The organism is Micromonospora sp. NPDC004540 (assembly GCF_040610095.1).
GTDB lineage: Bacteria > Actinomycetota > Actinomycetes > Mycobacteriales > Micromonosporaceae > Micromonospora.
On sequence record NZ_JBEXLR010000001.1, the window covers coordinates 1 to 14,446 of the forward strand.

At 74.5% G+C, this 14,446-nt stretch carries 10 protein-coding genes and 1 pseudogene; 3 read left to right on the plus strand and 8 right to left on the minus strand.

All coding sequences use genetic code 11. From position 1 onward, the window contains the following. Positions 1-912: 912 nt before the first annotated feature. From ABZV78_RS00005 to pdhA, 5 genes and pseudogenes are all read right to left on the minus strand, one after another. Positions 913-1,098 (minus strand): annotated as a pseudogene (locus tag ABZV78_RS00005) (hypothetical protein); the annotation flags it as partial. A gap of 350 nt (positions 1,099-1,448) precedes the next feature. Next, positions 1,449-1,586, minus strand: coding sequence for a hypothetical protein (locus tag ABZV78_RS00010; RefSeq protein WP_165823299.1), 138 nt, complete (start codon positions 1,584-1,586; stop codon positions 1,449-1,451). A 223-nt stretch (positions 1,587-1,809) separates the two neighbouring features. Continuing rightward, positions 1,810-3,276 (minus strand): dihydrolipoamide acetyltransferase family protein, encoded by a 1,467-nt coding sequence (locus ABZV78_RS00015; RefSeq protein ID WP_355634676.1) that lies wholly within the window; start codon positions 3,274-3,276, stop codon positions 1,810-1,812. 5 nt (positions 3,277-3,281) lie between these two features. Then, positions 3,282-4,271 carry an alpha-ketoacid dehydrogenase subunit beta gene (locus ABZV78_RS00020; protein ID WP_355634540.1) on the minus strand — a complete coding sequence of 330 codons (990 nt, stop codon included), beginning with the start codon at positions 4,269-4,271 and terminating at the stop codon, positions 3,282-3,284. After that, the gene (gene pdhA, locus ABZV78_RS00025) at positions 4,271-5,449 is read right to left on the minus strand and encodes a pyruvate dehydrogenase (acetyl-transferring) E1 component subunit alpha (protein ID WP_355634541.1); all 1,179 of its coding nucleotides are present in this window, start codon (positions 5,447-5,449) and stop codon (positions 4,271-4,273) included. Before pdhA ends, ABZV78_RS00020 begins: the two co-directional genes overlap by 1 nt. Positions 5,450-5,936: 487 nt before the next feature. On the opposite strand from pdhA, the gene ABZV78_RS00030 reads away from it, so the two are divergent. Further along, on the plus strand, positions 5,937-6,695 hold the full coding sequence (locus tag ABZV78_RS00030) for a hypothetical protein (protein WP_355634542.1): 759 nt from the start codon (positions 5,937-5,939) through the stop codon (positions 6,693-6,695). A gap of 53 nt (positions 6,696-6,748) precedes the next feature. Here the strand turns inward: ABZV78_RS00030 and ABZV78_RS00035 are convergent, their stop codons facing one another. The 3 genes from ABZV78_RS00035 to ABZV78_RS00045 all read right to left on the minus strand — a co-directional run bounded on the left by ABZV78_RS00035 (position 6,749) and on the right by ABZV78_RS00045 (position 11,554). Next, positions 6,749-7,972: a hypothetical protein gene (locus ABZV78_RS00035; protein WP_355634543.1), complete on the minus strand. Its 1,224-nt coding sequence runs from the start codon at positions 7,970-7,972 to the stop codon at positions 6,749-6,751. 67 nt (positions 7,973-8,039) lie between these two features. Next, positions 8,040-9,698 carry a GTPase gene (locus ABZV78_RS00040; protein ID WP_355634677.1) on the minus strand — a complete coding sequence of 553 codons (1,659 nt, stop codon included), beginning with the start codon at positions 9,696-9,698 and terminating at the stop codon, positions 8,040-8,042. Between the two features lie 17 nt (positions 9,699-9,715). After that, a complete protein-coding gene (locus ABZV78_RS00045; RefSeq protein WP_355634544.1) occupies positions 9,716-11,554 on the minus strand; it encodes a GTPase domain-containing protein in 1,839 nt (612 codons plus the stop codon). Positions 11,555-11,762: 208 nt separating this feature from the next. Between ABZV78_RS00045 and dnaK the strand changes: the two genes are divergently transcribed. Further along, positions 11,763-13,619, plus strand: coding sequence for a molecular chaperone DnaK (dnaK, locus tag ABZV78_RS00050; protein ID WP_355634545.1), 1,857 nt, complete (start codon positions 11,763-11,765; stop codon positions 13,617-13,619). A gap of 45 nt (positions 13,620-13,664) precedes the next feature. Continuing rightward, positions 13,665-14,417, plus strand: a complete 753-nt coding sequence (gene grpE, locus ABZV78_RS00055; protein WP_355634546.1) for a nucleotide exchange factor GrpE — start codon at positions 13,665-13,667, stop codon at positions 14,415-14,417. Positions 14,418-14,446 lie beyond the last annotated feature (29 nt).

The window sequence follows — 14,446 nt, forward strand, 5'->3', positions numbered from 1 at the left end:
CGCCGCGAAGGCCGCCAACGAGATGCGGCCGGACGACCACGACTACGACGAGGCGCAGACCCGCGACCTCTTCATCGACGTACTCCTCAAGGAGGACTCGTCCTGCTGCCCCGGCCAGCCGCCGGCGCGGCCCTCGTCGTCCTGCTGCGGCGACGGACCGTTCTGCCAGCCGCCGGCACGATCCTGGTCCTCCTGCGCGGGCCAGGCGTTCTCGGGCCGGACCGCACCCGGGACGGAGACCTTGGCGGCGGCGCGGGCGGTCGGCTCGGCCGGTGACCAGCCGGGGGCGGGCTGCTCGCCCTGCTGGCCCCAGGCGGGCTGGTCGTCCTGCTGCTGGGCGGCGGCCCCGACGGCCCAACCGCCGGAGCCGTCCTCCGGCGCGGCGCGCCAGCCGCCGGAGCGGCCCGCGTCGTCGTCCTGCTGCCCGTTCGCCGGGCTCCAGCCGCCGGAGCGGTTCGGGTCGTCCTGCCCGGCCGGAGCGGCCCACGACTCGTTCGGCACGGTGCCCGGCGCGGGCACCTGGGCGGCGCCTCGGGCGCCCGGCTCGCCGGCCTGCGCCCAGGCCGGCTGGTCACCGGACGGGGCCGGGGCGGCGCCCCAGGCGGGCCCGCCCTGCTCGTTCGCCCAGGCCGGCGGGGTCGGCTCGGTGGGGTTGCCCGGCGGGGCGGCGGCCCAGGCGGGCCCCGGCTCGGCGCCGCGGGTGGGGCCGGCCTGCTCGGGCGCGCCCCAGGCGGGTGCGCCCTGGTCGGGCGCCCCCCAGGCCGCACCGGACTGCTCGGGGGCGGCCCACGCGGGCTGCGCGGCGGGGCCCCAGCCGCCCGGCTCGGCCGGCGGGGGCACCTGGGCGGTGGCCCGGCCGGCGGCGGGCTGGCCGCCCGGCGGGGTCCAGGCGGGGGGCTGCTGGTCGTCGGCCGCGGCCCAGGCGGGGGCCGGCTGGGCGGGCCGACCGGCCGGCGGGGGCGGGGCCCAGCCGAGGTCGGGCGCGCCGTACCCGTTGTCCTGCTGCGCCGGGCGGTCGCCGTACGGCACCGGTCCGCCAGCGCCCGGCGACACCTCGCCCGGCTCCTGGCCAGGGCGGTGCGGGGCCTCGGACGTCATGGGTGCGCCTCCTCCATCACATGTCGGCCGCCGATGCCGATCGGGACCGTCGGCATGGCTGCCGGCGTCGCCGGCTGGTACCGGCCGTGCGGGCTCCCCGCACCGTATCCGGTGGCCGCCCGGAGGCGTCCGGGGGAGCACCGGCCGTCACCGAACGTCACCGGACGACATCGATCGGTTGCTCTCTTGGCGATCGGTCCGGGGGCGGGCGGTTGGCGACCGAGCCCCACCGTACCGGGCGGTGCGGCGAGGTGGAATCCCGGTGTCAATCGACGTGGAACGCCGAAGACCCGCCCGGTGCGCCCCGGGCGGGTCTTCGAACTGGAGGAGGTGAGGAAAGTAGGGGAGCGTCAGCTCATGTGACGCTGGGCGATGGCGAGAAGCTCCTCGCGGACCGCGGGCGAGTTGGCGGAACGCAGCGCGTGCTCGATGGCGCGGGCGCGGCGGTTGGCGTCGCGGCGGTTGCGGATTCGCTCGATCATGCTCATCTGGGTCTCTCCTCCTGGCTATTCGGTTGTCAGCCCCTTGATGTCTCTATTGAACCGCATGACGCCGCCAACTTCCATCGATTATTAGGTGAGCTGAACCACGTACCTAAGGATCGTAGGTCAAGAGCCCAGCCGAGCCGAGGTTTCGTTCCCCAACGGCAACGGCCGGTGTGCCGGGCGTTCACCCGTGGCACACCGGCCGTGGCCTGGTGCGATGCGACCGTCAGGTCCAGGCGAGCAGCGCCGCCTCCGGATCGGCCAGGAAGTCCCCGACGTCGCGGAGGAACTTCGAGCCGAGCTCACCGTCGATGATCCGGTGGTCGAAGGAGAGGCCCAGGGTGGTGACCAGGCGCGGCTTGACCTTGCCCTTGTGCACCCAGGGCATCTCCCGGACCGCGCCGAAGGCGAGGATCGCGGACTCGCCCGGAGGCAGGATCGGGGTGCCGGTGTCGACGCCGAAGACGCCGACGTTGGTGATGGTCAGCGTGCCGCCGGACATGTCGGCCGGCGAGGTCTTCCCTGCCTTGGCCGTCTGCACCAGGTCGGTCATCGCGTCCGCCAGCCCGCGCAGCGAGAGCCGGCCGGCGTCCTTGATGTTCGGCACGATCAGGCCACGCTCGGTGGCCGCCGCGATGCCCAGGTTCACGTAGTCCTTGACCACGATCTCCTCGCCCGCCCAGGTCGAGTTGACCATCGGGTGGCGCTTGACCGCCAGCAGCACCGCCTTGGCGACCAGCAGCAGCGGCGAGACGCGCACGTCCCGCCACTCGCGCCGCTCGCGGAGCCGGTCCAGCGCCTTCATGGCCCGGGTCACGTCGACGGTCAGGAACTCCGTGACGTGCGGGGCGGTGAAGGCCGAGCGGGACATGTTCTCCGCGGTGAGCTTGCGTACCCCCTTGACCGGGATGCGCTGCTCGCGGTCGGCGCCGAAGCTCGCGGCCGCCGTGGCCGGCGCCGCGACCGTCAGCGGCTCGGCCGCCGCCGGGGCCGCCGCCGCCCGCTGGACGTCCTCCCGGGTGATCGAGCCCAGCGGGCCCGAGCCGGTCAGCGCGGCGAGGTCGACGCCGAGGTCCTTGGCGAGCTTGCGGACCGGCGGCTTGGCCAGTACCGGGCCGGTGGCCCGGCCGTTGCCGTTCACCGCCGGCGCGACCGGCGCCGGGACCACCGGAGCCGGGGCCGGAGCGGGCTGGACCGGGGCGGCCGGGGCCGCCGCGGCCTGCGCCGGGACGCCGCCCTTGCGCGGCCGCCGCTTGGCCGGCGCGTTCCGTGGGCCGTAGCCGACCAGCACGGCGGTACGCCCGCCCGGTGCCACGCCGCCGATGAGACCCGGCTCGACCATGCCCTCCTCGGGCGCGACCTCGACGGCGGCCAGGGAGGCCGCCGACGGGGTGGGGAGGTCGGCGGCCGGCGTACCGGTCGTCGATTCCTCGATCGGCCCGGCGTTCGGGTCGGTGTCGATCGCGATGATCGGGCTGCCGACCTCGACGGTGGCGCCCTCCGGGTGGAAGATCGCCTGCACCCGGCCGGCCCACTTCGCCGGGATCTCGACCGCCGCCTTGGCGGTCTCCACCTCGACGATCGGCTGGTTCAGCTCGATGTCGTCGCCCACCTTGACCAGCCAGGCGAGGATCTCGCCCTCGGTCAGGCCCTCGCCCAGGTCGGGGAGGTTGAACTCCTTGATCCGTGACATGCCGCTCACCAGCCGAAGGTGCGGTCGACGGCGTCGAGCACCCGGTCGAGGTCGGGCAGGTACTCCTCCTCCACCCGGGCGGCCGGGTAGGGGGTGTCGAAGCCGGTGACCCGCAGCACCGGGGACTCCAGGGAGTAGAAGCACTCCTCGGTGATCCGGGCGGCGATCTCCGACCCGAGGCCCAGGTTGCCCGGGGCCTCGTGGACGACCACGCAGCGGCCGGTGCGCTTCACCGACTCGTACGCGGCGGTCAGGTCCAGCGGGGAGAGCGTGCGCAGGTCGATGACCTCAAGCTCCCGGCCGTCCTCGGCGGCGGCGGTGGCCGCGTCCAGGGCGGTGCGCACCATCGGGCCGTACGCCAGCACGGTGGCGTCGGTGCCCGGCCGGGCGACCCGGGCGGCGTGCAGCGGGTACGCGTCGGCGAGCGGGGCGTCCAGCTCGACCGGGCCCTTCTCCCAGTAGCGCCGCTTCGGCTCCAGGAAGACGATCGGGTCGTCGGAGGCGATGGCCTGCTGGATCATCGAGTACGCGTCCTGCGGGCTCGCGCAGCTCACGACCTTCAGGCCGGCGGTGTGCGCGAAGTACGCCTCGGGCGACTCCGAGTGGTGCTCGACCGCGCCGATGCCGCCGCCGTAGGGGATCCGGATGACCATCGGGATCCGCACCTTGCCCTGCGAGCGGTAGTGCATCTTCGCCACCTGCGACACGATCTGGTCGTACGCCGGGTAGACGAAGCCGTCGAACTGGATCTCGCAGACCGGCCGGAAGCCACGGATGGCCAGGCCGACCGCGGTGCCGATGATGCCGGACTCGGCCAGCGGGGTGTCGATCACCCGCTGGTCGCCGAAGTCCTTCTGGATGCCGTCGGTGATCCGGAAGACACCGCCGAGCTTGCCGACGTCCTCGCCCATGATGACGACCTTCGGGTCGTTCTCCAGGGCCTTGCGCAGGCCGGCGTTGAGGGCCTTGCCGAGGGTGAGCGTTTCCGTGGCCATCAGTGGGCGCTCCCCTCGAACGACTCCATGTACTTGGCGAACTGGGCCCGCTGCTCGTCGAGCTCGGGGGACCCGTTGGGGTAGACGTGGTCGAACATGCTCACCGGCTCCGGGTTCGGCATGTTCAGCACCCGCTCGCGCAGGTGCACCGACTCGGCGCGGGCCTGCTCGTCGACCTCGGCGAAGAACGAGTCGTCGACGATCTGCTGCTTGGTCAGGAACGCCTTCATCCGGGCGATCGGGTCCTTGGCCTGCCAGGCCTCGACCTCGCTGGCGATCCGGTAGCGGGTCGGGTCGTCGGAGGTGGTGTGCGCGCCCATCCGGTAGGTGTACGCCTCGATGAGGCTCGGGCCCTGGCCGTGCCGCGCGTTGTCCAGCGCGTGCCGGGTCACCGCGTACGACGCGAGCACGTCGTTGCCGTCCACCCGGACGCCGGGGAAGCCGAAGCCGCCCGCCCGCTGGTAGAGCGGGACGCGGGTCTGCCGCTCCAGCGGCTCGGAGATGGCGTACTGGTTGTTCTGGCAGAAGAACACCAGCGGGGCGTTGAAGACGCTGGCCCAGACGAACGACTCGTTGACGTCGCCCTGACTGGTGGCGCCGTCACCGAAGTAGGCGATCACCGCCTCGCCCTCGTCGCTGCCGGTCTTGCCGTCCATGGCGACACCCATGGCGTACCCGGTCGCGTGCAGGGTCTGCGCCCCGATGACGATCGTGTACATGTTGAACTTGAACTCGTTCGGGTCCCAGCCGCCCTGGTCGACGCCGCGGAACAGGCCGAGCGGCATGATCGGGTCGATGCCCCGGCAGTAGAGGACGCCGTGCTCCCGGTAGGTCGGGAACGCCATGTCCTGCGTACGCAGCGCCCGGCCGGAGCCGACCTGCGCCGCCTCCTGGCCCAGCAGGCTGGCCCAGAGGCCCAGCTCGCCCTGGCGCTGGAGCGCCGTGGCCTCGGCGTCGAGCTTCCGGACCAGCACGAGGTCGCGGTAGAGCCCGCGGTACTCCTCGTCGGTGAAGTCGACGCGGTACTCGGTCCCGTCCGGGCCGAGCGCGGTCTCGATCCGTTCGCCCTCGGGCGTGAGCAGCTGCACGAGCTCCGGTTCGCCCGTGGCGGCGGCGCGCTTGGTACGGGGTGCGGCCCGCCTGTTGCGGGTGGCGGCCCCGGGGTCGCCCTTTGCCATCCGTCTCTCCCTGTCTGGTCTGCGCCGGCGCCGGGGGGTGACCCGTGCCGCGCACATCGTGCGCCCGATCCGGCTGGTGCCGGGTCGGTCCCTGGCGGCCGCGCCATAGCCCCGGTGAGGGTTGCCGCGCGGCGTGAGCCGGGTCCGTGAGGAGCCCGACCCGGGAGCGCCGGCGCCGTACCGCACCAGCCGCGGGGTGCGCGGAGGTGGCGGCTGCGTTGCCGTCGTGCCTGAATGATTGCAGAGGAGGTGAGCGGGCCCACAGTATGGCCTCCCCCACCGGTCCCGTTCCGTCTCGTTCGCGACGCATAGACGTATTTGTCTGGTGAGTCACCCTCGGACGACGGACAATTTGTGTGTCGACACGCTGTGGTGGCTGGTGAACTGAGTGTCACTGGTTCAAGCTGACGGTGGTCCCCCGTGCGGCATTTATCCCTTTAGTCTGCGCCGGGATCCCGCCCTGTCGACGCGTACGAGGAGTGTGCCGGTGTCCGAGCCGCCAGAGGGTCCTCCGGGTACTCCGTTCCTCGGCCGGCACCGGGCGGTGCCGCGGTCCGGCTACCGGCCGGTGGTCGGCGCGCACCGCGCACACGGCCTGGGTGGCCCGAGCCGGGGCTACCTGTTCACCGTCGCGCTGCTGGCCGGCACCGCCTCCATGCCGATCCTCGCCGCGATCAGCACCGGGGCGGCCACCGTGGGAAACAGCGCCCTCCCGGACACCAGCACCCCGTTCATCCCGACCCCCTCGGTCGGCCCGGTGGTGATCCCGCTGCCCCTGGGGACCCAGTTGCCGCTGCGGCCCACCCCGACACCGGTCGCCGGTCCCGGAGCCACCACCGTGCCGCCGGCTCCGGTGCTCCCGGCCGCCCCGGCCCTGCCCGACGACAGCGACCTCGGCACCCGGCACCGGTCCCGCCCGGCCGCCCCCCCGCCGACACCCGGCCCCACCCGGACCAGGCCGGCCGGCCCGCCACGCCCGTCGCCGGTGCCCTCGCCGTCGCCGTCCCCGTCCCCGTCCGACCCGGCCACCCCGGAGCCGAGCCCCAGCCCGACCGCCGAACCCACCGGCACCTGGTCCGAGCCGACCCCGGAACCGTCGCCGACCGGCGAACCGGACCCGACGACCTCCCCGCCGGACGGCACGCCGTCACCGACCTGCACGCCGCCGGACGAGTGGCCCATGCCGACGCTCAGCCCGCGCGACGACCCGGATCCGAGCGCCACGGCGTCGGGCACCACGGCCTGACCCCGCCCCCGGGGCGTGATCCGTTCCCGGACGGTCCCCGCCGGCGTGGCGGGTCAGGCCGGGTCGTCGGTGAGGCGGTGGCGGTTCGCCTCGATCCAGGCGTCCAGCGCGGCCGGATCGTCCGGGTCGACGCCGTCCGCCATGAGCTGGGCGACCGCGGCCGTGGCCGGGCTGCGCCGCTCGCCGGTGCTGTAGAGCCGGGCGAACTCGGGGACCATCTCCTCGATCGCCTCGTCCGTGCGGACGGCCGCCGCCGGCGGCAGCCCCCGCTGGCGGGCCGCGTACGCCACCCAGCCGCGCAGCACGCGGGGCAGCATCGCCGCGTCGTCCATATCCAGCACGGCCCGGCGGTGCACCCAGTCGAGCAGGAACAGCTCCGCCACGGTCGGGCTCCACCGCATCGGGTCGGCGTCCGGGAAGCTCGCCGCGTGGTCGAGCAGCAGCCCCAGGCAGAAGTGCAGCGAGGCCAGTTCGCCGTCGGCCACCCGGTCCAGCCCGAACCGGACCGCCTCCGGCGCGCCGAGGAAGGCCCGGACCAGCCGGGTCCGCGCCTCGTCGGTCAGCGGCGGGGCGTCGGCCGCCGTCGCCGGCAGCACCGGGCCGGGCAGCACGGCCAGCCGGGCGCCCACCAGCGCCCGGTCGGTGGCCAGCGAGCCCTGCGCGGGCAGCTCGCCGAGGTCGTCGGTGATCGTCAGGTGGCGGCTCACCTCGGCGCGCATCCGGGCCGGATCCTCGGTGCGGAACCAGGTGAACTCGTCCTCGGTGCAGATCTCCCGGGCCTGCTCGACGATCCGGGCGGCCGGCCCGCCCACGAACACGTCCTTGGTGATCCCGATGTTGTGGTCGACCAGGGCCACCAGGGCGTGCTCCGGGCCGCCCTCGGCGTCGTCGTAGGCGAAGGTGGCCAGGTAGGAGGTCTGGTCGCCGTACACGTCGCCGTACGACCAGGTGCCCGTCAGGTGCACCCGGCCGAGCCGGCCGGCCCAGGCCGGGGCGTACGCGCCCGGTCGGACCCGGGCGGCGCCCTCGGCGTCCGGCACCAGGGCGGCGAAGACGGCGCGGATGGTGGTGGCGGCGGCGCTGCGGCGGCGCGAGGTGGCGGTGAGGAAGCCGGCCACGAACTCGCGGACGGCGTTCTCCCGGTCGGTCTCGGCAACGGCGTAGACGCTGCCCAGCAGCGCGGCGCCGAGCATCTCCGCGTCCAGGGCGGAGTCGAGCCTCGTCACGTCGCGAGCGGCGTGCAGCACCGCCTCGTAGGGGGTCTGTGGCGTGGCCATGCACCGACCCTACGCCGCCCGGCCCGCCCGGACACCGGTCAGCACGCCGGGCATTCCGTGCCGGGGCTCAGCCCCGGGCCGCCTCCCGCAGCGCCTCGCGCGCCTCGGCGTAGTGGGCCAGCACCGCCCAGACCGGGTTCAGCACGTACTTCTCGCCCACGCTGCCCACCGAGGTGAGCAGCCGCTCCTCGGCCCGGCGCCGGGCGCGCCGCGCCGCCCAGCGGATCACCGGCCGGGTGAGCGCCGCCACCAGCAGCCCGGCCAGCAGCCCGCCGAGCAGCAGCACGGTGGGCCACGGCACCTCGCCGAGCTCGGGATGCTCCAGGGCGGGCAGGCCGAGGATGCGCAGCGCGTAGCCCAGCACCAGCCAGGCCAGGCCGCCCAGCGCCGCGAGGGTGACCAGCCACTGGAGCGCGCCGACCACCCGCCACCAGGCCGGCCGGCGGTCCATGCCCAGGTCGGTTGCGGCCACCGCGTGGTCCAGCGCGTCCGGCAGGTCGGCCAGCCGGGACCGGGCCGCGGCGGTCACCGCGGCCGGCCACGGCGCCGGCAGGTCGGCGGCGGAGCGGTCGGCGACCGCGCGGATGGCCAGGTTGAGCGCCGAGCGCTGCGCGGCGGTGGGATCGGGTACGGAGGTGGCCGCGACCAGGCTCTCCGCCGGCGCGTCGGCCCCCCCGCCGGGCAGGTGCAGCCGGCGCAGCGGGTCCGGCCGCAGCTTCCGCCAGCCCCGGACCAGTGGCCAGCCGGTGCTGCCGACGGCCCGGTGCCGGTACGCCTTCTCGACCGCCTCGGCCACCGTCGGCACCCCGGCCGAGCCGGCCAGCGCCGTGGTGAGTTCCCGCGCCGAGGCGTCACCCGGCCCGGTGCGCGGCGGCTCCGGCCCGACCAGCGGTTCGAGCCTGGCCACCACGGCGTCCACGTCGCCGGCCAGCCGGCGCAGCGCGGCCTGCCGCTCGGCGACCGTCCGCTCCAGCTCGGCGCGGAGGCCGTCCAGGCCGGCCGGGTCCACCGCCACGGTGGGCAGCAGCGGCACCCCCTCCAGCCCGTCGGCGTCGAGCAGCCGGCGCAGGTCGCCGAGGACCCGGGGCAGCTCGGCCGGGGGCAGCCGGTCGGCCTGGTTGAGCACCACCACGGTCACGTCCCTGTGGCGGTGGAACTCGCGCAGGTAGCTGGTGTGGATCACCCGGTCGGCGTACTTCTGCGGGTCGACCACCCAGACCACCAGGTCGACCAGGCCGAGCAGCCGGTCCACCTCCAGCCGGTGGGTGCGCTGCACCGAGTCGAAGTCGGGCAGGTCCAGCAGGACGAGGCCGTGCAGGGCGGACTCGTCGTCGCCGTCCAGCGGGCTCTCCCGGACGAACCGGTGCCGGGGCACCACCCCGATCCAGTCGAGCAACCGGGACGCGCCGTCGAGCTGCCCCCAGACGCAGGCGTGCGCCACGCCGGTGGTCGGGCGGCGGACGCCGACCGGGGAGAGGTCCAGCCGGGCGAGGGCGTTGAACAGGCTGGACTTGCCGCTGCCGGTCGCCCCGGCCAGGGCGACCACGGTGTGGTGGCCGGAGAGGGCGAGCCGGGTGCCGGCCCGCTCGACGACGGTGTGGGCGGCGACCAGTTGGTCGTCGGGCACCTGGCCGTCGACCGCGCCGAGGAAGCGCTGGACCGCCTGGAGGCGCGCGATCAGGACGTCGGGGTCCACCCGCTGGCCGCCCCGGAACGCCTCCCGCATCCGGCCGACGATGTTGCTCACGCGCGCCCGCCCTGGTCGGCACCGGGCAACGTCGGGCCCGACGGGTCGGAGAGGCCGGCCCGGTGCCGGGCCTTCTCCACGGCGCCGGCCGCGCGGCGCAGCTCGGCGCCGGCCCCGGCGGCCGGGCGCGTCTCGGCGGTGCGGGCGAGGAACCGGTCGGCCTCCTCCGTCAGCAGCGCGCCGATCCGGGTCAACAGGTCCACCCGCGCCTTGCTGGCCAGGTTGCGGACCGCCTGGTCGCCGAAGATGGCCTGGAGCACCGCCTGCGCGGCGACCGTGGTGCCGGCGCCCGTGGCGACCTCCAGCCCGGTCGGGATGAAGGCGGTGGCCGCGAAGACCGCGATCATGACGGCCAGGCCGGTGGCGTTGACCGCGTACGCGGCGGTGCGGGCCACGAAGCGGCGGTCGCCGCCCTCGGCCCGGACCAGCTCCAGCACCCCCCGCTGCCAGTCGCGGACCAGTCGCTCGGCGCGCTCGGGCAGGTCGGCCGAGGCGTGCGCCAGGTCCGGTTCGAGCAGCGCCGCTCCGGCCGGGTGCGCCTTCCACCCGGTGTACGCGTTCTCCGCCGCCTCGGCGGCCACCCCGCGCAGCAGCGTGACCAGTTGGGACTCGATGGCGTTCCGCAGCTCCGCGGCCGGGGCCGGACGGCCGGTGACCGCGGCCACCACCCGGTCGCGCAGCCGGCCGATCCGCGCCTCCAGGCTGCGGAAGAACTCGCCGGTGCCGACGAACTCCTGCCAGCGGGCGAGCACCTCGCCGCGGAGCAGCCGGCCGTCCTTGAGGCCCTGGTCGACGGTCCGCTCCGCCCCCCGGTAGGCCGCCCGGACCCGCTCGTCCAGCGCGTCGGCGGCGGCCACCTGCTCGTCGGCGGCGTCGGCCAGCGCGTCCACGGTGGGGTGCAGGGCGGCCAGCGCGCCGTCGAGGGTCTGCCGGACCACCGCCGAGCGGGCCTCGGCGTCGGCGGCGAGCCGGGCGAACCAGGCGGCCAGCGGGGCGGTGACCCGGTCGGGGAGCAGCCCCTGCCCGTCCACCCAGGTCTCCGGTAGGACGAACAGCGGCGCGGCGCCCAGGTCCTGCGCGGCGAGCATCTCCGACAGGTGGGCGGCGATCTCGTCGGCCGCCTCCGGGGGCACCCGGTCGAGGACCATGGCGACGGCCGTGCCCCGGGCCCGGGCGCTGCGCAGCAGCTCCCACGGGACGGCGTCGGCGTAGCGGGCGGCCGTGGTGACGAAGAGCCAGAGGTCGGCGGCGGCCAGCAGCTGCCCGGCGAGCGCCCGGTTGGCGTCGACCACCGAGTCGATGTCGGGCGCGTCGAGGAAGGCCAGCCCGGCCGGGAGCGCGGGGGCGGTGACCAGTTGGAGGGTGCCCGGGTTCTCGCTCGGCTCGGTGGTCCGGGTCAGGCCGGGCAGCAGCTCGCCCTGGCGGAACCAGGCGGCGTCGGCCGGGTTGCAGACCAGCACCGGCGAGCGGGTGGTCGGGCGGAGCACCCCGGCGGCGCTGACCCGCGCCTGGACCAGGCTGTTGACGAGCGTCGACTTGCCGGCGCCGGTCGAGCCGCCGACCACCACCAGCAGCGGGGCGTCGAGGCGGGAGAGCCGGGGCAGCAGATAGTCGTCGAGCTGGTCGGTGAGGCCGGCGGCGGTGCGCCGGGCCGGCTCGGCCGAGGGCAGCGCCAGCGGGAACCGGGCCGCCCCGATCGCGGCCCGCAGGCCGGTGAGTGCGGCGGGCAGACCCGCCGCGGTCTCGGCGGGCGGGTCCTGACCGGCGTCGGGTCCGGTGCGGGCTGCGACGGCGGGCGCGCCGGGATGGGTGGCGGGATCGCCATGCGTCGTCACCGCTAAAGCGTGCCCGACCGACGCAAGGTAAGACAACCGGACGGTAATAACGGTCAGGTTGCGTCGGGTCGACTCAACCTCGACTTGCGGATTGCCCGGCGCGTGGCACTATTGAGTCAAGTTCACTCAACTTGTGGTGCGGTCGCTGCGGGCGACCCGCCGGGCAGGCCCGTTGACCTGCTCACCGTTACGAAGCGAGGAAGCGAACATGGCACGTGCGGTCGGCATCGACCTCGGCACGACGAACTCCTGCGTCAGCGTTCTCGAGGGCGGTGAGCCCACCGTCATCGCCAACGCTGAGGGCTCGCGGACGACCCCCTCGATCGTCGCGTTCGCCCGCAACGGCGAGGTGCTCGTCGGTGAGGTCGCCAAGCGCCAGGCGGTGACGAACCCGGACCGGACCATCCGCTCGGTCAAGCGGGAGATCGGCACCAACTGGACCGTCGACATCGACGGCAAGAAGTACACCCCGCAGGAGATCTCGGCCCGCACGCTGATGAAGCTCAAGCGGGACGCCGAGGCGTACCTGGGTGAGCAGATCACCGACGCGGTGATCACCGTGCCGGCCTACTTCAACGACGGCCAGCGGCAGGCCACCAAGGAGGCCGGTGAGATCGCCGGCTTCAACGTGCTGCGGATCGTGAACGAGCCGACCGCGGCCGCCCTGGCGTACGGCCTCGACAAGGGCTCCAAGGAGCAGACCGTCCTGGTCTTCGACCTGGGTGGCGGCACCTTCGACGTCTCGCTGCTCGAGCTGGCCGAGGGCGTCATCGAAGTCAAGTCCACCAGCGGTGACAACCACCTCGGTGGTGACGACTGGGACCAGCGGATCATCGACCACCTGGTGAAGACCTTCCGCGGCGAGCACGGCATCGACCTGTCCCAGGACAAGATGGCCATGCAGCGGCTCAAGGAGGCGGCCGAGAAGGCCAAGATCGAGCTGTCCGCCGCCACCACCACCAACATCAACCTGCCGTACATCACCGCCGGTTCGGCGGGCCCGCTGCACCTCGACGTGACCCTGAGCCGCGCCGAGTTCCAGCGGATGACGCAGGACCTGCTGGACCGCTGCAAGGGCCCGTTCGAGCAGGCCGTCAAGGACGCCGGGATCAAGATCTCCGACGTCGACCACGTCATCCTGGTCGGCGGCTCGACCCGGATGCCGGCCGTGACCGACCTGGTCAAGCAGCTCACGGGCCGCGACCCGAACAAGGGCGTCAACCCGGACGAGGTCGTCGCCGTCGGCGCCGCCCTCCAGGCCGGTGTGCTCAAGGGTGAGGTCAAGGACGTCCTGCTGCTCGACGTGACCCCGCTGAGCCTGGGCATCGAGACCAAGGGCGGGATCTTCACCAAGCTCATCGAGCGCAACACCACCATCCCGACCAAGCGCTCCGAGGTCTTCACCACGGCCGACGACAACCAGCCGTCGGTGCTGATCCAGGTGTTCCAGGGCGAGCGGGAGATCGCGGCCTACAACAAGAAGCTCGGCACCTTCGAGCTGACCGGCCTCCCGCCGGCGCCCCGGGGCGTGCCGCAGATCGAGGTCACCTTCGACATCGACGCCAACGGCATCGTCAACGTGCACGCCAAGGACCTGGGCACCGGCAAGGAACAGAAGATGACGATCACCGGCGGCTCGTCGCTGCCGAAGGACGACATCGAGCGGATGCGCCGGGACGCCGAGGAGCACGCCGACGAGGACAAGCGGCGCCGCGACGAGGCGGAGACCCGCAACGTGGCCGAAGCGCTCCAGTGGCAGACCGAGAAGTTCCTCGCGGAGAGCGGCGACAAGCTGCCCGCCGAGAACCGCGACCAGCTCAACGAGGCCCTCGGTGAGCTGCGCAGCGCGCTCGGCGGCCAGGACATCGACAAGATCAAGGCCGCGCACGAGAAGCTGGCGCAGGTCTCCCAGCAGGCCGGCTCGCTGCTCTACTCGCAGCAGCAGCAGGGCGAGCAGGGTGCCCCGGGCGAGGCCGGGCCGGGCGCGGGTGCGACCGGTGGCGCCCAGGCCGGCGGCCCCGACGACGTGGTCGACGCGGAGATCGTGGACGAGGACAAGAAGTGACCTTCGGTCCCGGACACGTTTCTCGCAGAGGGATGAGGTAGCCGCATGACGGAGAAGCCACGAGCCGCCGACCCGGGCTCCGCCGGGTCGGCGCGGGGTGGCTCCGCGAGCGCCGGGAAGGGCGCCGGCGAGGAGCCGCGGGTCGTCATCCGTGACAAGCGCAAGATCGGCAAGACCACCGAGCAGGCGGTGACCGACACGTCGGCCGCCGACGCCGCGGCCGACGCGCCCGCCGACGGGCTGGTCGAGGAGGCCGAGGTCGTGGTCGACGAGATCGAGGCCGAGGCCGAGGTCTCTGGCCCGCCGGTGGTGGACGCCCCGGCCGAGCCGAGCGAGGAGGCCGCCGCCGCGGCCGCGCCGCTCGGCGCCGAGCTGGAGTCGCTCCGGGCCGAGCTGGACGAGCGGACCCGCGACGTCCAGCGGGTGTCGGCGGAGTACGCCAACTACCGCAAGCGGGTCGACCGGGACCGCAGCCTGGTCCAGGAGCAGGCGACCGGCGCGGTGCTGACCGCACTGCTGCCGATCCTCGACGACCTGGACCGGGCCCGCGAGCACGGCGACCTGGTGGGCCCGTTCGGCAGCGTGGCCGAGCAGCTCACCACCGCGCTGGGCAAGTTCGGCCTGACCGCGTTCGGCGAGCAGGGTGACCCGTTCGACCCGACCCGGCACGAGGCGGTGGCGCACCAGACCTCCGCCGACGTGACCGAGCCGACCTGCGTGCAGGTCATGCGCCGGGGTTACCAGCTCGGCGACCGGCTGCTGCGGCCCGCCCTGGTCGCGGTCGCCGACCCGGAGTAGTGCCGACCCGTGACGTCCCGCCCGCCCGC